Source organism: Microbacterium oxydans, assembly GCF_000956405.1.
GTDB lineage: Bacteria > Actinomycetota > Actinomycetes > Actinomycetales > Microbacteriaceae > Microbacterium > Microbacterium oxydans_C.
The window spans coordinates 15,859-33,269 of the sequence record NZ_JYIV01000011.1 but is presented as its reverse complement, the minus strand read 5'-3'; the positions used below and the strand labels follow the sequence as shown (position 1 = coordinate 33,269).

Annotated in this window: 16 protein-coding genes and 1 tRNA gene; 4 read left to right on the top strand and 13 right to left on the bottom strand. The window is 68.5% G+C overall.

All coding sequences use genetic code 11. The annotated features are described in order from the left end of the window. Positions 1 to 47 precede the first annotated feature (47 nt). The 6 genes from RN51_RS01105 to RN51_RS01080 form a co-directional block, all read right to left on the bottom strand. On the bottom strand, positions 48 to 1,622 hold the full coding sequence (locus tag RN51_RS01105) for an FAD-dependent oxidoreductase (RefSeq protein WP_045262202.1): 1,575 nt from the start codon (positions 1,620 to 1,622) through the stop codon (positions 48 to 50). Positions 1,623 to 1,654: 32 nt separating this feature from the next. Continuing rightward, positions 1,655 to 2,533, bottom strand: a complete 879-nt coding sequence (locus RN51_RS01100) for an FAD:protein FMN transferase (protein WP_045262201.1) — start codon at positions 2,531 to 2,533, stop codon at positions 1,655 to 1,657. 15 nt (positions 2,534 to 2,548) lie between these two features. Then, positions 2,549 to 3,022: an FMN-binding protein gene (locus RN51_RS01095; protein WP_045262200.1), complete on the bottom strand. Its 474-nt coding sequence runs from the start codon at positions 3,020 to 3,022 to the stop codon at positions 2,549 to 2,551. A 93-nt stretch (positions 3,023 to 3,115) separates the two neighbouring features. Next, positions 3,116 to 4,150 (bottom strand): ribose-phosphate diphosphokinase, encoded by a 1,035-nt coding sequence (locus RN51_RS01090; protein WP_045262199.1) that lies wholly within the window; start codon positions 4,148 to 4,150, stop codon positions 3,116 to 3,118. 6 nt (positions 4,151 to 4,156) lie between these two features. Further along, positions 4,157 to 5,587 (bottom strand): bifunctional UDP-N-acetylglucosamine diphosphorylase/glucosamine-1-phosphate N-acetyltransferase GlmU, encoded by a 1,431-nt coding sequence (gene glmU, locus RN51_RS01085; RefSeq protein WP_045262198.1) that lies wholly within the window; start codon positions 5,585 to 5,587, stop codon positions 4,157 to 4,159. Between the two features lies 1 nt (position 5,588). Continuing rightward, positions 5,589 to 5,660: transfer RNA gene (locus RN51_RS01080), tRNA-Gln, on the bottom strand. 112 nt (positions 5,661 to 5,772) lie between these two features. Between RN51_RS01080 and RN51_RS01075 the strand changes: the two genes are divergently transcribed. From RN51_RS01075 to RN51_RS01065, 3 genes are read left to right on the top strand one after another with little or no spacing between them, the layout of a single operon-like run. Continuing rightward, positions 5,773 to 6,246 (top strand): GNAT family N-acetyltransferase, encoded by a 474-nt coding sequence (locus tag RN51_RS01075; protein ID WP_045262197.1) that lies wholly within the window; start codon positions 5,773 to 5,775, stop codon positions 6,244 to 6,246. Positions 6,247 to 6,276: 30 nt separating this feature from the next. Continuing rightward, positions 6,277 to 6,771, top strand: a complete 495-nt coding sequence (locus RN51_RS01070) for a MarR family winged helix-turn-helix transcriptional regulator (RefSeq protein ID WP_029260528.1) — start codon at positions 6,277 to 6,279, stop codon at positions 6,769 to 6,771. 16 nt (positions 6,772 to 6,787) lie between these two features. Next, positions 6,788 to 7,735: a pseudouridine synthase gene (locus RN51_RS01065; RefSeq protein WP_197073153.1), complete on the top strand. Its 948-nt coding sequence runs from the start codon at positions 6,788 to 6,790 to the stop codon at positions 7,733 to 7,735. On the opposite strand, the gene RN51_RS01060 is transcribed toward RN51_RS01065, so the two are convergent. The 6 genes from RN51_RS01060 to RN51_RS01035 form a co-directional block, all read right to left on the bottom strand. Next, the gene (locus RN51_RS01060; protein WP_045262195.1) at positions 7,722 to 8,381 is read right to left on the bottom strand and encodes a methionine ABC transporter permease; all 660 of its coding nucleotides are present in this window, start codon (positions 8,379 to 8,381) and stop codon (positions 7,722 to 7,724) included. The two genes, RN51_RS01065 and RN51_RS01060, sit on opposite strands and share 14 nt — an antisense overlap. Next, positions 8,381 to 9,424, bottom strand: coding sequence for a methionine ABC transporter ATP-binding protein (locus RN51_RS01055; RefSeq protein ID WP_045262194.1), 1,044 nt, complete (start codon positions 9,422 to 9,424; stop codon positions 8,381 to 8,383). Before RN51_RS01055 ends, RN51_RS01060 begins: the two co-directional genes overlap by 1 nt. A 95-nt stretch (positions 9,425 to 9,519) precedes the next feature. Continuing rightward, the gene (locus RN51_RS01050; RefSeq protein WP_045262193.1) at positions 9,520 to 10,431 is read right to left on the bottom strand and encodes a MetQ/NlpA family ABC transporter substrate-binding protein; all 912 of its coding nucleotides are present in this window, start codon (positions 10,429 to 10,431) and stop codon (positions 9,520 to 9,522) included. A gap of 96 nt (positions 10,432 to 10,527) precedes the next feature. After that, complete coding sequence (locus RN51_RS01045) at positions 10,528 to 11,493, bottom strand: quinone oxidoreductase family protein (protein WP_082066196.1); 966 nt, start codon at positions 11,491 to 11,493, stop codon at positions 10,528 to 10,530. 57 nt (positions 11,494 to 11,550) lie between these two features. Then, positions 11,551 to 13,317: a Na+/H+ antiporter gene (locus tag RN51_RS01040; RefSeq protein ID WP_045262192.1), complete on the bottom strand. Its 1,767-nt coding sequence runs from the start codon at positions 13,315 to 13,317 to the stop codon at positions 11,551 to 11,553. 40 nt (positions 13,318 to 13,357) lie between these two features. Then, a complete protein-coding gene (locus RN51_RS01035) occupies positions 13,358 to 15,181 on the bottom strand; it encodes an ABC-F family ATP-binding cassette domain-containing protein (protein ID WP_045262213.1) in 1,824 nt (607 codons plus the stop codon). A 106-nt stretch (positions 15,182 to 15,287) separates the two neighbouring features. Here RN51_RS01035 and RN51_RS01030 point away from each other — a divergent pair, with 106 nt between their 5' ends. Continuing rightward, positions 15,288 to 16,214 carry a spermidine synthase gene (locus RN51_RS01030; protein WP_156149056.1) on the top strand — a complete coding sequence of 309 codons (927 nt, stop codon included), beginning with the start codon at positions 15,288 to 15,290 and terminating at the stop codon, positions 16,212 to 16,214. On the opposite strand, the gene RN51_RS01025 is transcribed toward RN51_RS01030, so the two are convergent. Beyond that, on the bottom strand, positions 16,211 to 17,332 hold the full coding sequence (locus tag RN51_RS01025) for a DUF998 domain-containing protein (RefSeq protein WP_045262191.1): 1,122 nt from the start codon (positions 17,330 to 17,332) through the stop codon (positions 16,211 to 16,213). The genes RN51_RS01030 and RN51_RS01025 overlap by 4 nt on opposite strands. Between the last annotated feature and the right edge of the window lie 79 nt (positions 17,333 to 17,411).

The following is a 17,411-nucleotide window of genomic DNA, read 5'->3' as shown; positions in this document are numbered from 1 at the left end:
CGGAACCCGCTGCGCCGCCTTGCAGGAAGACTCCTGCGCCAGCGTGATCAGTAGCCGGCGAAGGCGTCCGTGGTGAGGCTTCGGGCCTTCTGCAGCGCGGGCGCGAGGTCGGCGATCAGGCGGGGCGGTCCCGAGATGAAGGCGTGGCGCTCACCCAGGTCGGCTACCGCGCGTTCGAGGGTATCGGCGTCCAGACGCGACCCCTGTGCCCACGACCAGTGCGGGGGCAGAGCGGCCGGCTCGTCGCGCGTGAACACGACGGTGCGCACACCGGTCGCGGCCAGCTCGTCGCGGAACGCGAGCTCCGAGGCATCGGCGGCGACGTAGATCAGCACCACGTCGCGGTGCTGCCCCGTCGCCTGCAGCTGTCGCAGTTGGGACACGAACGGGGTCACGCCGATGCCTGCAGCGACCATGAGAACAGGCTGGTCACCGCGCGGGAGGATGAAGTCGCCCCACGTGCCGGTCACCGCGAACGTCGCTCCGGGCTCGGCGGCCGCGAGAGCACGCTTGTAGCTGGAGGGGTGCTTCTGGTCGCCGTTCTTGTACGCGATGCGCAGCGTGGGCAGATCGGCCGGCGCGGACACGATGCTGAACTCGCGCCGGGTGCCGCGCGCGTCCGGGCGGTGATGCGGAACGTCGAGCTCGAGATACTGGCCGGGAAGGAACCGCACACGACCCTTGGCGCGGAAGGTCAGCTCCTGTGCGGTCGGAGTGACGAACTCGCGCCGTTCGAGCACGAGCCGCACCGACCCGCGCAGCGCGAAGGCGAACGCCACCAGGTTTCCGATGAGCAGCGCGCGCTCCTGTCCGAGGGTGAACAGGCCGGCCACGGAGAGAGGCCATCCCGCGAGCAGACCGACCACCACGGCCACCACCAGCTGCTGCCGACGCCGCGGGGGAAGGGTGAGCGGCTCCGAGAGCATGAAGGCCCCGAGGAAGAGGAACGGCGACTGCAGCACCGCGAACTGCAGCGCTGTCGGGACGTCGAAGGCGATGTCGAACTCGACCGCCTGAACCGCCTGCCGCACGACGGAGGTGGCGACCGCGACGAGCAGGAACACCAGCACGACCCGGATCTTCTCGGTGCGCCACAGCACCACGAGGCCGAGCACCGCGACCGGGATCGTGAGTACGGGCGTGCCGACCCACCACGATGATGAGGTGCCCAGCCACTCGAAGGCGCCGAAGGCACCGAGGATCGAGACCACGGCCGCTCCGAACGCGGCCGGGTTGAAGATATGGCGGCCCCGCCACGCGATCAGATACTTCGACACGCTCGCGACGGCACCCGCGAGCGCGAGGCCGAGGAGCGCGCTCGGCTCGACGCCGGGGCGGAGCACGAACAACAGGATCAGGGCGGTCACGAGGGAGGACTCGATGCGCCACGGCAGCCGCAGGATGCGCTGTGCCGCGGCGTCGACGGCCGAGATGACGACGGCGAGCACGAGGAAGGACACCACGAGCTCGATGGGGGTCGGCGAGACGATCACTCCGAACAGCGAGAGCACGAAGGCGATGACGGCCAGGGCGATCAGCGCGAACAGGACGAGACGGTACATCGACAGCGAGCCCAGCACGGCGAGGACCCGCTGACGTGCGGCGGTGAATGAGGTGATCACGTTTCCACTCTTCCCTGGTTCTGGATTGCGGGCTAGCCCCGGGCTGCGGGCGACTCCCCCGCCGTGAGGAACAGCTCGGCCGGGCAATCGGGCGAACGCTGCACCCGCCCGTCGGTGCTCATCCGCACCCACTCGACCCCCCAGGCTGCTGCGACCTCAGGACCGCCGTCGAAGAAGAGCGCGGTCGCCACGGCGTCGGCCTTCATGGCATCCGGTGCGAGGGCCCAGGTCGCCGCCCAGGTGCGCACGGGCACGCCGGTGCGGGCATCCAGGACATGGTGGAGACCGCTCCCCCATGCGCGTCGATTGATCGCCGAGGCGCACAGAGCGTGGTCGTGCACCTCGACGACACCGATCGCCTTCGTCGCGTCGTAGGGATGCTCGAGGGCGATGCGCACACCGGCGCCGCGCACCCGGATGTCGCCACCGGCATCGACCACGAGATCACCGGGCACACGATCCAGCACCGCCGACACGAGATCGACGAGGCGGCCTTTCCCGAGAGCTCCGACATCGAGCAGCACCGGAGCCGAAGCCCTGACCTCGCCGTCATCCCAAGAGAGATGCCGATCCCACTCTTCCGGTGCCGCGAGCGGCTGCCCGGCGATCAACGTGTATGCCGCGTCGTAGCCGAGCGCCTCCAGGCTCTCGGCGACGAGGGGATTCACGGCACCGGCGGTCGCCACGGAGAGCTCACGGTACGCGTCGAGCATGGGAGCCGCGTCGGCGGAGGTGAGAACACCACCGAGCCTCCCGAGGCGCACGACCTCGGAGTCGGCGCGAAACCGAGACCATTCGCGGTCGAATCGCTCGATCTCTGCGGTCACCGCCGCCTTCGCCGCAGCAGGCAACGGGTCGATGGTCTCGATCTCCCAGTGCGTTCCGATGGCCTCGAAGCTCCAGATGGCCATGCGGGTGTCAGGCGCCTACGCGGCAGCCTGCTCCTTGATCGACTCGACCGCGTCGTTGAACCCGCCGCTGGTGAGCGAGGATCCCGCGACCCGGGTGACGTTCAGCTCGTCGATCGGCTTGCCGTCGACCTCGGCGGCGATACCGTCGATGAACTCGCCCTGGTAGCGCTTGCTCTCGGGCGCCTGCGGATCTCCCGTGACCTCGACATCGGTGACGACGCCGTCGGCGAGCGTCAGCGTGACGGAGATCTTCTCCACGGTCTCGGGGGTCTGGTACGAGCCCTCGGCGGTGTAGGTACCGTCGTTGTAGGTGGCCGTGCCGTCGCCTCCCGAAGACGATGCGGAGGCACCCGTATCGGGAGAGCTGTCGGCCCCGGAGGAGCCCTCGGCATCGGCAGCGCCGGAGCATCCGGCGAGGACGAAGAGACCTGCGATCCCGAGGAGTGCGGATCCCTTGCGGACAGAGGTCGGTATGGTCGTGCGGATCATGGTGGTCCTCCCGGCTCGGTGTCGGCCGACGCGCTCGCCGACCATTCGACCGTAAGCACCACAGCTATGCGCGGGCTGTGTCGCGGCGATGCGTTACGCGTCTCCGCCGAACATGCTGGTGACGGAGCCGTCCTCGAACACCTCATGGATCGCGCGGGCCAGGAGCGGAGCGATCGGGAGGATCGTGAGCTTGTCCCATTGGCGTGACTCGGTGAGCGGGATCGTGTCGGTGATGACGACCTCGTCGATGGACGCGTCCTGCAGCCGCTCCGATGCCGGGTCGCTGAAGATCGCGTGCGTCGCGGCGACGATCACGCGGTGCGCCCCGTTCGCCTTGAGTGCCTGCGCGGCCTTGACGATCGTGCCACCGGTGTCGATCATGTCGTCGACGAGGAGGCAGGTGCGACCCTCGACGGCACCGACGATCTCGTGCACCGAGACCTGGTTGGCGACCTTCGGGTCGCGACGCTTGTGGATGATCGCGAGCGGAGCGCCGAGACTGTCCGACCAGGTGTCGGCCACGCGCACGCGACCCATGTCGGGAGAGACGACCGTGAGGATCTCGCGGTCGGCCGGCGACAGCGTGCGCTCGAAGTAGTCGAGCAGCACGGGCTTGGCGAACAGGTGGTCGACGGGACCGTCGAAGAAGCCCTGGATCTGCGCGGCGTGCAGGTCGACGCTCATGACCCGGTCGGCACCGGCCGTCTTCAGCAGGTCGGCCACGAGACGGGCGCTGATCGGCTCGCGACCGCGCCCCTTCTTGTCCTGGCGCGAATACGGATAGTACGGCGCGACGACGGTGATGCGCTTGGCCGACGCGCGCTTGGCCGCGTCGATCATGATGAGGGTCTCCATGAGCCACTCGTTGACCGGCTCGCCGAACGTCTGGATGAGGAAGAGGTCGACGCCGCGGATCGACACCTCGAAACGGGCGTAGATCTCACCCGAGGCGAACGTACGGTGCTCGACCGGGGCGATCTCGGTGCCCAGCGCCTCGGCGACAGCCGCGGTGAGGGCGGGATGCGAGCGGCCTCCGGCGACGACGAGCCGCTTCTTGGTCTTGGCGATGATCCCGGGGGCCACGCCGTTGTCGCGATCCAGATCGACCGTCTTCTTCTTGCGCGCCATTTCCGCCTATTCCGCCGAATTCTCCCGGGACGCGGCATCCGCCGCGCCCGTCCCTGCTCTGTTCTTCTCGACCCAGCCCTCGATGTTGCGCTGGGGGGCGACGCTCATGGCCAGAGCGCCGGCGGGGACGTCCTTGCGGACGACGGCGCCTGCACCGGTCTTCGCACCGGCTCCCAGCCTAACGGGCGCGACGAGTACCGTGTGCGACCCGGTGTGCACCTCGTCGCCGATCTCGGTGCGGTGCTTGTGCACGTCGTCGTAGTTCGCGGTGATCGTGCTCGCGCCCAGGTTCACCCCACGGCCGATCGTCGCGTCACCCACGTATGACAGGTGCGGCACCTTGCTGCCCTCACCGATCTCGGCGTTCTTGGTCTCCACGTAGGCGCCGATCTTCCCCTTGGCACCGAGGACCGTACCGGGGCGGAGGAACGAGAACGGACCCACGGTCGCCTCGGCGCCGATCACCGCGAGGGTGGCATCGGTACGGCGGACGACCGCGTCCTCACCGACCTCGCAGTCGACCAGCGTCGTGTCCGGGCCGATCACGGCGCCGGAGGCGATGGTCGTGGCGCGCAGGATCTGCGTGTTCGGGAGGACCGTGACATCGGGCGAGAGCGTCGCGTCGTCGTCGATCCAGGTGGTGGCCGGATCGATCACGGTGACGCCCTCGAGCTGCCAGCGGCGCACGATCCGCTGGTTGAGCAGACGCCCGACCAGCGCGAGCTGCGTGCGGTCGTTCACCCCGTAGGTGACCGTGACATCGGACACGACCGATGCGGCGACCCGGTCGCCGTCACGACGGAGCAGTCCGGGCACATCGGTCAGGTACATCTCGCGCTGAGCGTTGTCGAGGCTCAGCTGCGGCAGGTAGGTGCGCAGCGTCGCGGCGCGGAACACGTACATGCCGGCGTTGATCTCGCGGACGGCGGCCTCCTCGGCGCTGGCGTCCTTCTGCTCCACGATGCGGTCGACACCGCCGTCGGCATCTCGCACGACGCGGCCGTAGCCGGTGGGATCGTCCACCAGCGCGGTCATGAGCGTGGCGGGTGCACCGGACTCCCTGTGCTCCGCCAGGAAGGCCGAGAGGGTGTCGACATCGGCCAGCGGGCAGTCACCCGAGAGCACGAGCACGTCGCCTTCGAAATCGGCGGGGAGAGCATCGACGGCCACCTGCACAGCACGACCGGTTCCTGGGATCTCGTCCTGGTCGACGAACACCGCGTCCGGGTAGTCGGCAGCGAGCGCGGCGACCACCTGGTCACGCTCGTGCCGGACGACGACCTCGACGTGCGCAGCCTGCAACCGCTGAGCGGTGGTGAGCACGTGTCCCACGAGCGGACGCCCGCCGATCGGGTGCAGTACCTTCGGCAGGCGGGACTTCATGCGAGTGCCCTGCCCTGCAGCGAGGACGATGATGGCGAGATTGTTCCCAGTCATGCTCCGCCGCCAGGACTCGAACCTAGACCTCACAGCTCCAAAGGCTGTCGTGCTGCCATTACACCACGGCGGACCGCGCCGCCTCAGAGGGCACCGCGGGGACAAGTCTGCCATGCTCCAGCCCCTGTTCTGCTGACACCACCGCCCGACATCTGCGCGAAATACCGATCTGCGATGCTGACGACATGAGCATCGTGATCGAACGGGTGCATGACGCGACCCCCGCCCTGGCCGAATTCCTGGTCGCCCACCATGCGGAGTTGGAGCACACAGCTCCCGCGGAGAGCCGCCACGCCCTCGTCTTCGAGCGGCTGCTCGCCCCGAGGGTGCGACTCTTCGCCGCCCACCTCGACGGTGCGCCCGTCGCCACCGGCGCGTTGGCGACGATCGACGAGGGGCACGAGGAGGTCAAATCGATGCGCACGGATCCCGCGCTGCGCGGGCGAGGTCTGGGTCGCACCATGCTCGCCTTCCTTCTGGCGGACGCCGAGGCACGCGGCATCCGACGGATCTCGCTCGAGACCGGGAGCGCCGACTTCTTCGTCCCGGCGCGGGCGCTGTACGCCGCGGCGGGCTTCCGCGAAAGCGGCCCCTTCGGCTCCTATGTGCTCGACCCGCACAGCACGTTCATGACGCTCGCGCTTCCCGCGAAGTCCTGATCCTCGCCTCGCACGCGCGATAATGGGCGGATGAGCGAGGTGGATGAGGTCGATCGTATCGTCGGCGCATGGAACACCCAGCGTCCCGACCTCGACTTCTCCCCCCTCGAGGTGCTGTCGCGGATGGATCGACTGTCGCGCCACCTCGACCGTGCCCGCCGCGACGTGTTCCGGCGCAGCGATCTCGAGCACTGGGAGTGGGACGTGCTCTCGGCGCTGCGCAGAGCGGGCGCTCCGTTCCAGCTCTCCCCCAAGCAACTGCTGCAGCAGACCCTGGTCTCGAGCGGCACGATGACCAACCGGATCGACCGCCTGGTCGGTCGTCGCTTCGTGCGGCGCGAGGCAGACCCGGGTGACGGCCGCAGCGTGCTGGTGACGCTCACCGACGACGGGCGCATCCGTGTGGACGCCGCCATCACGCGTCTCGTCGACGTGGAGGCCGACCTGCTGCAGGCGCTCTCCCGCTCCGACCGCGATCGCCTCGCGGGGCTGCTGCGCAAGCTGAGCCTGAGCTTCGACTCGTGACCGTCCGCTGATGGGCATGCCCTCTCCCCTCCCCGTCCGCGACGGCGTGGGTGCCACCCGGCTGCACGTGCCCCTCACCGGCTCGTGGCCGACCGTCGCCGCCTACATGATCGAACGCTTCTTCCACCTCGACCCGGAACGGCTGCTCGAGCGCTTCGACCGCGGTGACATCGTGCGGTCCGACGGCACTGCGGTCCCCCGCGATGCCGCCCTCGGGAGCGTCGAGTTCATCTGGTACTACCGCGAGCCCGCCGTCGAGACGCGGATACCGTTCGAGATCGAGGTGCTGCACCAGGACGAGCATCTGGTGGTCGTCGACAAGCCGCACTTCCTGCCCACGACACCCGGCGGCAAGTTCCTGCAGAACTCGGCGCTGGTGCGGCTGCGCAACCTGCTGGACAACCCGGATCTGGCGCCCATCCACCGGCTGGACCGCGCGACCGCCGGACTGCTCATGTTCTCGACGCGACCGGCCACCCGCGGTGCCTACCAGCTGATGTTCGAGAACCGGCAGGTGCAGAAGGTCTACGAGGCGGTGTCGGCACAGCCAGCGCACGGTGCGCTCCCCTCGTTCCCCCTCGTCTACCGCAACCACATCGAGAAGCCGCGCGCCCAGGTGCGCGTGCAGGTCGACGACGCGAGGGAGCCGAACGCCGAGACGCGGATCGAGCTGATCGACGCCGATGACCGGGTGGTGCACACCCTGCTCCGCCCGCACAGCGGCAAGATGCATCAGCTGCGCGTGCACCTCGCCGCGCTCGGCATCGGCATCCTGAACGACCGGTTCTACCCCGAGCTGCTCGACGATCTGCCGGACGACTTCGACCGCCCGCTGCAGCTGCTCGCACGGGAACTGCGCTTCGTCGATCCGCTGAGCGGGGTCGAGCGGGTGTTCACCACGCGGCGCACGTTGCAGCATGCACCGCGCGCCCAGGACCCGTCGGGCTCCGTCAGCGGCGCATGACCTTGCGCGCCAGGCGCGTGCCGAGCATCTGCACGAGATGCACGAACACGACGATCAGGACGATCGCCGTCCACATCACGACCGGCTCGAACTGCCGGAATCCGTAGATCTGCGCGAACGCACCGAGACCGCCACCGCCGATCAGCCCGGCCATGGCCGTCATGTCGATGAGCGCGACGACGATGAAGGTGTACCCGAGGATGAGCGGCCCCAGCGACTCGGGGATCGCCACGGTGAAGAGGATGCGCCACGGACCCGCACCCATCGCTCGCGCGGCCTCGATGACCCCGGGAGATACCGAGACGAGATGCTGCTCGACGATGCGGCCGATCGCGAAGGCAGCCGCGAGCGCGATCATGAACGCGCCCGCTGTGGTGCCGATTCCGGTGCCGACCACGGCTCGGGCGAACGGCTGCGCGACGGCGACGAAGAGCACGAACGGGATCGGGCGGAAGAAGTTCACCCCGAGGTTCGCGATGAACGCGACCGGCCGGTTCTGCACGAGACCGCCGGGGCGGGTGACATAGAGGATCACGCCGATCGCCAGCCCCAGGATGCCACCGAGGACGAGCGCGAACGTCGTCATGTAGAGCGTCTCGAGCGCGGCCTTCCATAGCTCGGGCCACAGTTCGTTCAGGCGATCCATCAGCGGGCCTCCTCTCCGGCGATCTCGGTGACCTCGACCCGCTGAGCGATCTCGGCGAGCGTCCGGTCGACCACGGAATCGTCTCCTCTGATGGCCAGCGTGAGATGGCCGAACGCGCGTCCGCGGATGTCGTTGATCCCGCCGTACACGAGCTCGAAGTCGAGGCCGGCACCCGCGAGGTCGAGGAAGACCTGGGCCTGCGAGGAGTCGCCGTCGCGGAACGAGAGCGTCACGAGGCGGCCCTGATGCCGGTTGCGCAGCACCGAGCGCTCCGACGGCGAAGGCACGCCCTTGACCACGGTGCCGACGAACCTCTGGGATGCGGGATTCTGCGGGGCCGAGAACACGTCGAACACGTCACCCTGCTCGATCACGCGACCGTTCTCCATCACGGCGACCTTGGTGGCGATCGTCTGGATCACATCCATCTCGTGCGTGATGACCACGATCGTGACGCCCTGCTCCTTGTTGACCCGCTGGAGGAGGTCCAGCACTTCGTGCGTGGTCTGCGGGTCGAGGGCGCTGGTGGCCTCGTCGGCGAGCAGGATCGCGGGATCGGTGGCGAGGGCGCGGGCGATGCCGACACGCTGCTTCTGTCCACCGGAGAGCTGCTCCGGATACGCCTTCGCCTTGTCGGAGAGGCCCACGAAGCTCAGCAGCTCGGTGACACGCTTCTCGATGTCCGCCTTGGACCAGCCGGCGAGCTTCAACGGGTAGGCGATGTTGGCCTTCACCGTGCGGGAGGAGAACAGGTTGAACTGCTGGAAGATCATGCCGATCCCGCCACGGACCTTGCGCAGCTCGCTCTCCTTGAGCGCGGTGATGTCGACGCCATCCACCGTGATCGTGCCTCCGGTGGCCGGCTCCAGTGCGTTGATGAGGCGCACGAGGGTCGACTTGCCGGCCCCGGAGTAGCCGATGATCCCGAAGACGTCGCCCTTCTCGATCGAGAGGGAGACGTCGTCGACGGCCACGACCTCCGCGCCGTCACGGGTGCGGGGCGGGTATGTCTTGGACACGTTCGTCAGGGTGACGATCGGCATGTAATGCTCCGGTCTGCTTCGGGAACGAAGAATCGGGTGACGCGTTCTCGCGCCACCCGATTCTCCCTCATCGGACGGGGTGATCTCCCCGCGCCCTACTTCTTCGCGTCAGCGTCCTTCTGGACCTTCGCGAGCGAGGCGACCAGGTCGTCCACCGGCGTCTTCAGCGCGACGGCGGTGCCTCCGGACGAATCCAGCAGCCCCTTCTGGACGGCCTCGTTGGTCTGGAAGATGTCGACCAGCTTGAGGTAGGTCTTGTTGTCGGCGTCTTCGGCACGGGCAGCGAAGATGTTCACGTACGGCAGCGCGCTGGGGTCCTCGGGGTCGTCCTGCGCGATCGCGTCGTCGAACGTGAGCCCCGCGTCCTGCACGAAGTCGTTGTTGATGATCGCGGCGGCGACGTCAGGCAGCGAGGTCGGGATGAGCGCGGCCTCCAGAGCCGTGACCTTGACCTTGGACTTGTCGGTGTCGATGTCGGCAAGGTCCGAGTACGGCGTGCCGCCGCTCTTGAGCTCGACCAGGCCCGCCTGCTGCAGCACGTTCAGCGCACGCGCCTGGTTGGAGGCGTCGTCCGGGACGGCGACGGTCTCGCCCTCCGGGATGCTGTCGACGTCGTCGTACTTCTGCGAGTAGAGACCCAGCGGGTAGATGGCGGTCGAGCCGATCGGGGTGAGGTCGGAGCCCGAGGCGTTGTTGTACTCGGCCAGGTACACGATGTGCTGGAACTGGTTGAGGTCGATCTCACCCTCGGTGAGCGCGGGGTTCGGCTGCTCGTAGGAGCCGAAGTCGACCAGCTCGACCGTGATCCCCTCTTCGGCGGCGGCCTCGACGAAGGCCGGCCACTGCTCGTCGCCCTTGCCGACGACGCCGATCTTGACGACCTCGTTCTCGGACGATCCCTCACTGCCGGATCCGGCATCGGACGATCCAGTGGCGCACCCGGTGAGCGCGACGAAGAGCGGGACCGCGGCGATGGCGGCCAGGATGGAAGTGGTGCGGCGTGACATGTGAGTGAGTTCCTCTCTTGGGGGACTCGAATACGTTAGGCAGGCCGCATCTCGCACGCGGAATCGAGTGTCACACGGCGTCACAGCGAGGCGTGGTCAGGGCCGCGGCACCCTCAGGGCCAGCTTGCCCACGTAGTGCTCTCCGAGCGCCCGGTGCGCCGCCACGACGTCATCGGCGTCGAACACGCGGGTCACATGCGGTGCGATGTGGCTCGACTCGATGATCTCGTTCAGACGCTGCAGTGCTGCGCGACTGCGATCGCCGTCGTAGAAGGACACTCGATCGGCGATCTGCGCGGACGGCGGCGGGTTGACGCCGTGCGCCCACGCGATGCGGCCGGTGGGTGCGACTACGCGCAGCGCCTCCTCGGCCACTGCTCCTCCCGCCGTGACCAGGGCCCCGTCGAGCCCGTCCGGTGCGAAGCGCGCGATGGCCGCCGGCACGTCGTCACTCCGACCGTCGACGACCGCGTCGGCTCCGAGACTGCTCGCGAGCTCCACTCCGTCCTGTCCCGAGGCCACGGCGAGGACACGAAGCCCTCGATGCTTGGCGAGCTGCACCGCGAGATGGCCGATCCCTCCGCTCGCGCCGAAGATCATCACGGCATCACCGGGACTCGCATCGATGGTGTCGAGTCCGCTCGTGGCCGTGAGCGCGTCCCAGGCCAGCACACCTGCCTGCTCGTCGGTCAGGCGGGCGGGCACCGGAGCGACGTGTTCCTGGTCGACCACGGCGTACTCGGCGTAGAAGCCTCCCCTCGGAACGGGCGTCGACGCCGCGTACACCCGGTCGCCCGGGGCGAAACGCCTCACCTCAGCCCCGATCGCCTCGACGGTCCCCGCCCCTTCCCACCCGAGGATGTAGGGGAACGTCGACGGCACGCCGAACGCGCCGTCGTAGTGCCCCTCGCGCTCCTCCCGGTCCCACGACCCGAGTCCGGCGACATCGATGCGGATGAGCACGTCGCTGTCCCCGACCGCGGGAACCGGAACCGATCGTTCATGCAGTTCCGTCTCGTCACCGAATCGATCGAGGATGATGGCTTTCATCGTCGTGGGCATGGGACTCCTCGTTCTCGTCGGTGGGTCTGGCTCTCGGACGCCCGGAGGCCCGGACGCTCAGTCGTAGTCCTCGATCCCCTGCAGGCGCACCTGCTCGAGGTCGAGGCGGGCGGAGATGCGACGCACAACGATGTCGTCGACGGTGCCGGCGCCGCGCAGTCCGAGCAGGACCTCGCGCTTGCGGTCGAGCAGGGCGAGCTTCAGGCGCGTGTGCTCTTCGTGTCGGATCAAAGGCGAACGCTGTGCGAGATCGACGTCGGTCGAGGTCGCGATGATCTGCAGCACTGTGCCGTCTGTTGCCTCCCCCTCGACGGCTTGCGAGGAGCCACCGCCGGGTGCGGGATCGTCCCCGACATCGGCGGTGCCGGCTCCGAGAGGGTCGGGCTCTCCGAGCATCTCGTCCAGCACGTCGGCCTCAGCGTCGACCAGCGCCTGCTCACGGGCCAGCGACCGGGCGTTGGCGAACTCCAGCATCTGATAGCCCTCCGACCGCACGCGATCCAGGACCTCCTGGCCCACACCGTGTTCGGCGGCCAGGTCGTCGAGAGCCGCGAGGGCCGCTCCGGAGATGGCCCGCTCGGCGAGCTCGTACTCCTCGTCCTCGACATGATCGACCGGGAACCTCGCCCATCGGACGGTGGCGGGCAGCAGCGGCGCCTGCACGAGCAGACTCAGCAGGATGACCCCCGCCGTGACGAACACGATCTCGTCTCGCCCGTTGATCGCGCCGCCCTCGGTGATGCTCGTCGGCACGGAGAGCGCGATGGCGAGGGAGACGGCGCCGCGCATGCCCGCGACGGTGGAGACGGCCCTGGCGCGCGCTCGTGCACCCGGCGCCGGACGCGGAACAGGCTTTCCCTGGAACGGCACGTTCAGCAGCTGGAACAGGTAGCGCACCACCAGCAGCGTCGCCCAGACGGCCAGGGTCACGAGCACGAGGCGGCCGATGGCGGCCGCCGAGATCTGGTGTGCGACGTACTGCACCTCGAGACCGATCAGCACGAACAGCGCGCCGTTGAGCAGGAAGACGCCGAAGGGCCACGCCGCATCGGCCTGCCGTCGAGACGAGGCGGTGGTCACCCGCGGAGACACGTACGCCACGATGAGCCCGGCCACCACGACGGCCAGCACCCCGGAGGCGTGCACCATCTCGGCGGCGAGGAATGCGGTGAACGGGATCAGCAGCAGCGTGACGTTGATCACGATCGTCGAGGATGTGCGCCTCAGCAGCAGATAACCGAGGAACGCGATGGCCACTCCCGCGGCGATTCCGCCGACGTAGGAGATCAGCACATCGAGCGTGACCGACAGCGGGGTGATCTGGCCGCCGAGCGCGAGCGACACCGCGATCGCGTACAGCACCAGGGCAGTGCCGTCGTTGGTCAGGCTCTCGGCCTTGAGCTTCATGAACATGCGGCGCGGCAGCAGCCGGCCGAGAGCCGCGACAGCCGTGGCGTCCGGCGGCGCGACCGCGGCTCCGAGGATGAGAGCGACCTCCCAGGGCATCCCGAACAGCACACCGATGCCGGCGACCGCGAACGCCGAGGCCACGACGAGCACCGTGCTCATGGGCAAGATGTAGCGGAAGTCGCGGCGGATCGACCGCAGCGAGGTCGTGAGGCTCTCCCAGAAGAGCATGACGGGGAGGAACAGCAGCAGCACCGTCTCCGGGGGCAGCTGCACTTCGCGCAGCTGCGGCACGAAGCCCAGCAGCAGCCCGAAGATGACGAGGACGAGGGGCAGCGCGAGACGCACGCGCGGGGCGATCAGGGTTCCGACGAGAATCGTGAGTCCGAGCAGGACTGTTACTTCGAGGCCTTCCATCCCTACCTCCCAACAGCGGTGAGAGAAGGATATTCCTCCGTCAGCCGATCTCCTCGGTGAGTTCGAACCAGCGCAGCTCCAGCTCCTCGATCTCGGCCTGCTGCTCGCTGATCTTCTTCATGCAATCGCCCAGCCCCGCATAGTCGGACTGGTCATGATCGGCCAGCGCGGTCTTGGCCGCGTTCACCTGCTGGGTGAGCTTCTGGATGCGGCGCTCGAGCGCGGAGATCTCCTTCTGCGCCGCGCGCAGCGCCGCCCCGTCGAGGCCCTTCGTCGACGCCGCTGTGGTCGCCGTCGCCGCAGCCGTCGCGGTCTGCTTCGAGCCCGTGGACGACTGCAGCTCGCGCAGGCGGAGGTACTCGTCGACCCCGCCGGGAAGGTGGCGCAGATGGCCGTCGAGGATCGCGTACTGCTGATCGGTGACGCGCTCCAGGAAGTACCGGTCGTGGCTGACGACGAGGAGGGTGCCGGACCACGAGTCGAGGAGGTCCTCGATCGCGGCGAGCATGTCGGTGTCGAGGTCGTTGGTCGGCTCGTCGAGGATCAGCACGTTCGGCTGGTCGAGCAGCACGAGGAGCAGCTGCAGGCGACGCTGCTGTCCACCCGAGAGGTCCTTGACCGGGGTGGAGAGCTGAGCGGAGTCGAACCCGAGCCGCTCGAGCAGCTGCCCCGGCGTGAGGTCCTGTGCCTTCGAGCCCGCACCCATTGTGTAGGAGGTGCGCAAGCCGGAGATGATCACGCGCACCGGGTCGTTCCAATGCTGGGTGAGCTCGTCGAGCCGCTGCGTGAGGGTCTGCACCTTGACGGTCGTACCGCGCTTGACCCGACCGACGGTGGGTTCAACGGTGCCGGAGATGAGGCCGAGCAGGGTCGACTTCCCCGCACCGTTCACGCCCAGGATGCCCGTGCGCTCCCCCGGTGCGATGCGCCACTCGATGTCGCGCAGCACCACCTTCTCGCCGCCGTCCGCCGTCGGGTAGGTCACGCCGACGTCGAGCAGGTCGACCACGTCCTTGCCGAGGCGTGAGACCGCGAGCGACTGCAGCGACACCTTGTCGCGGATCTCCGGGACATCGGCGATGAGCTCGTTGGCCGCATCGATGCGGAACTTCGGCTTCGCCGTGCGGGCCGGGGCGCCGCGACGCAGCCAGGCGAGCTCCTTCTTGGCGAGGTTCTGGCGCTTGGCCTCGGTGGCGGCCGCCATCCGGTCGCGCTCCACGCGCTGCAGGATGTACGCCGCGTACCCGCCCTCGAAGGGCTCGACGATGCGGTCGTGCACCTCCCAGGTCTCGGTGCACACCTCGTCGAGGAACCATCGATCGTGCGTGACGACCATGAGGGCGCCCGAGTTCGCCGACCAGCGCCTCTTGAGGTGCCCCGCGAGCCACGTGATCGCCTCGACATCGAGGTGGTTGGTCGGCTCGTCGAGCGCGATGACGTCCCAGTCCCCGGTGAGGAGCCTGGCGAGCGAGACCCGCCGACGCTGGCCACCACTGAGGGAACCGATCTCACCGTCCCACGGCAGGTCGGTGAGAAGTCCCTCGATCACGTCGCGCACCCGCGCGTCGCCCGCCCACTCGTACTCCGGGGTGTCGCCGACGACCGCGGCGCTGATCGTGAGGTCGTCCGGCAGGTTGTCGGCCTGATCGAGAACCCCGATGCGCGTTCCCCCGCGCACCGTGACACGTCCGGAGTTCGGCTCCTTGATGCCGGCCAGCATGCCGAGAAGGCTGGATTTGCCGTCGCCGTTTCGGCCGACGATGCCGATGCGATCGCCCTCCTCGATGCCGAGGGTCACGGAGTCGAAGACGACCCTGGTCGGATATTCGAGGTGGAGGGCTTCAGCCCCGAGAAGATGTGCCATGTTCCTTCCAGGGTAGCCGCGCGCGGTGATCATGACTCCCGCCGCCGTCTGACGGCGAGCGGTCGCCATGATCGTCGTCCGGTCCCGCCCGATCTAGGATCGACGGGTGCCAAGGAATCGCCGGGTGTTCTCGTTCATGCTCGACAACCGCAAGGCGAAGCTGATGGAGTCGCGAAGGCGGCCAGGTCACTACGAGCTCAGCGTCGACGGGATCGCCCAGTCCGTCGTCTCGATGACCGATCCGACCGCACTCGAGTACGCCTACACGCAGCACATCGCCAGAGCGATCGATGCCGCGGCAGCCCCCGGTGCCCCGCTGTTCACCGTGCATCTGGGAGCAGGGGCACTCACGCTGGCGCGCTACGTCGAGGCCACGCGCCCCGGGTCCCCCCAGCTCGTGGTCGAGTTCGAGCCCACCCTCTACGCTGCCGTGCTCGAGGCGCTGCCCCTGCCGCCCGGCGCCGATGTGCGCGTCGTCTTCGGGGACGCGCGGGCGGTCGCTGACGCGGAACTCCCGGATGGAGGAAAGCCTGCGGGGCCGCCTTCCTCCTCTCCCGCGCTCGGCGTCGTCACGTCCGGTGGCAGCGCCGTCGACACCGATTGGGTGGATGCGCGCTTCACCGTCGTCGACCTGTGGGACGCCGCGGTCATCCGACACCGTGTGGCCAGCCAGGAGTTCTACCGTCGCGTCGCCGCACGCTCCGCAGCAGGGGCCACCGTGGCGGTGAACCTCCTCGACGGGCACCCCTTCGAGTACTCACGACGACAGGCTGCCACGCTGCGCTCGGTGTTCGAGCACGTCGCCGTCGTCCTCGACGCAGAACCCGAAGACGATGAGGGCCCGCTCGGCAATGTCGTGGTCTTCGCGAGCGATGAGCCGCTGAGCGTCGTGACGGACCCCGACCTTCTCGGCTCACCGCGACCGCATATGCTGCACGACGCGTCCCTGACCGCGTGGATCGACGGAGCGCGCATCATGACCGACGCGGACGGCACGGACTCCCCCGACCCCGACGACCCGATCTGGGACTAGGAGCCGACAGCGGACCGGTCGGCCCGCGCGTCGGGAGTGGGCGCAGCGACCGACCCCGCCGTGCGCAGGAAGACGATGATCCAGCTGAAGATCAGCACCGCGGCGATCAGCTCGACCGCCGTGAGGTTGTAGTAGCCGACCGCGAAGAAAGCGGCGAGCAGGATGATCACGAGCACATAGATCCACCCGAAGGCGACGAACACGCGCGGGATGGTCGGCAGGAACCACGGCAGCCCGACCACGATGACTCCGAAGACGACCGTCATGCCCGTCGCGACCGTGTTGTGCAGGAGGAAGAACTCGTCGACGGGGAAGAGCCCGACGCACGCGAGGAAGATCCCGATCAGGATGAGTCCGCCGCGCACCATGAACCGGCCTCGGCGTTCCTCGGCGGTCTCGGCAGGCAGGCCCGCGGTCGCGTATCTCGAGATCGTCGTGACCATGACCCCGGCGATGACCAGTGTCACGTTGAAGGCGACGGACGCACTGTTGGTGCTCATCCCGAGCGCCGAGAGGTTGTCCCGCCACCAGTGCACATCGCTGGAGGCGAGCATGCTGGCGAACGCTCCGACCACGAGGAAGACGGCGAGCACCAGCGAGAGCACCATCGGGGTGAGAGCGACCGCACTGAGGAAGCAGACGTATCCGGTCAGGGCGAAGGCCACAGCCACCAGGATCGCCCCGGGGAAGGGGAACACCGGGGCATCCGTGAAACTGCGCTCCAGAAGCTCTGCGATGCCGAGCCAGCCGAGACAGGCGATCGCCGCGTGGGCGAAGGCGATGGCGGTCAGGTCGTACCAGCGCAGCCGATCCCCCGGGACGCTGAACCCGTCGCGGGTCGCCTGCGGGTCCTGCTGTTCCGGCCGCACGGCGAGGCGGCCGAGCGTGAAGGCGATGACCGCGGTGATCGCCCCACCGCACGCGGCGAAGACCCCGATCGACCCGCTGCCGCTGATCGCCAGGTCGTGCCCCCAGAACACCGGTAGGCCGATCGCGAAGCCCGCGACGAAGAACCCGGCGCCGACGATGAGTGCCGTCGCCTCGAAGACGGCAGTGGATGTCTCCGGTCCCCGCACCTGTCTCAGCACCTGCACGACCCTGCTCGCGAGCGCGTTCATCCTCGTCCTTCCCGGTCCACATCATAGAAGGCGCGCAGTTCCGCGACGCCGGTGATAGCATCGCGGAACGGATCGTATA

Bases quoted from the DNA above. Each gene is read 5' to 3' on its own strand.
- RN51_RS01100 (WP_045262201.1), bottom strand. From the start codon at position 2,533: ATGGCCATCTGGAGCTTCGAGGCCATCGGAACGCACTGGGAGATCGAG.
- RN51_RS01095 (WP_045262200.1), bottom strand. From the start codon at position 3,022: ATGATCCGCACGACCATACCGACCTCTGTCCGCAAGGGATCCGCACTC.
- RN51_RS01090 (WP_045262199.1), bottom strand. From the start codon at position 4,150: ATGGCGCGCAAGAAGAAGACGGTCGATCTGGATCGCGACAACGGCGTG.
- glmU (WP_045262198.1), bottom strand. From the start codon at position 5,587: ATGACTGGGAACAATCTCGCCATCATCGTCCTCGCTGCAGGGCAGGGC.
- RN51_RS01075 (WP_045262197.1), top strand. From the start codon at position 5,773: ATGAGCATCGTGATCGAACGGGTGCATGACGCGACCCCCGCCCTGGCC.
- RN51_RS01070 (WP_029260528.1), top strand. From the start codon at position 6,277: ATGAGCGAGGTGGATGAGGTCGATCGTATCGTCGGCGCATGGAACACC.
- RN51_RS01065 (WP_197073153.1), top strand. From the start codon at position 6,788: ATGCCCTCTCCCCTCCCCGTCCGCGACGGCGTGGGTGCCACCCGGCTG.
- RN51_RS01060 (WP_045262195.1), bottom strand. From the start codon at position 8,381: ATGGATCGCCTGAACGAACTGTGGCCCGAGCTATGGAAGGCCGCGCTC.
- RN51_RS01055 (WP_045262194.1), bottom strand. From the start codon at position 9,424: ATGCCGATCGTCACCCTGACGAACGTGTCCAAGACATACCCGCCCCGC.
- RN51_RS01050 (WP_045262193.1), bottom strand. From the start codon at position 10,431: ATGTCACGCCGCACCACTTCCATCCTGGCCGCCATCGCCGCGGTCCCG.
- RN51_RS01045 (WP_082066196.1), bottom strand. From the start codon at position 11,493: ATGCCCACGACGATGAAAGCCATCATCCTCGATCGATTCGGTGACGAG.
- RN51_RS01040 (WP_045262192.1), bottom strand. From the start codon at position 13,317: ATGGAAGGCCTCGAAGTAACAGTCCTGCTCGGACTCACGATTCTCGTC.
- RN51_RS01035 (WP_045262213.1), bottom strand. From the start codon at position 15,181: ATGGCACATCTTCTCGGGGCTGAAGCCCTCCACCTCGAATATCCGACC.
- RN51_RS01025 (WP_045262191.1), bottom strand. From the start codon at position 17,332: ATGAACGCGCTCGCGAGCAGGGTCGTGCAGGTGCTGAGACAGGTGCGG.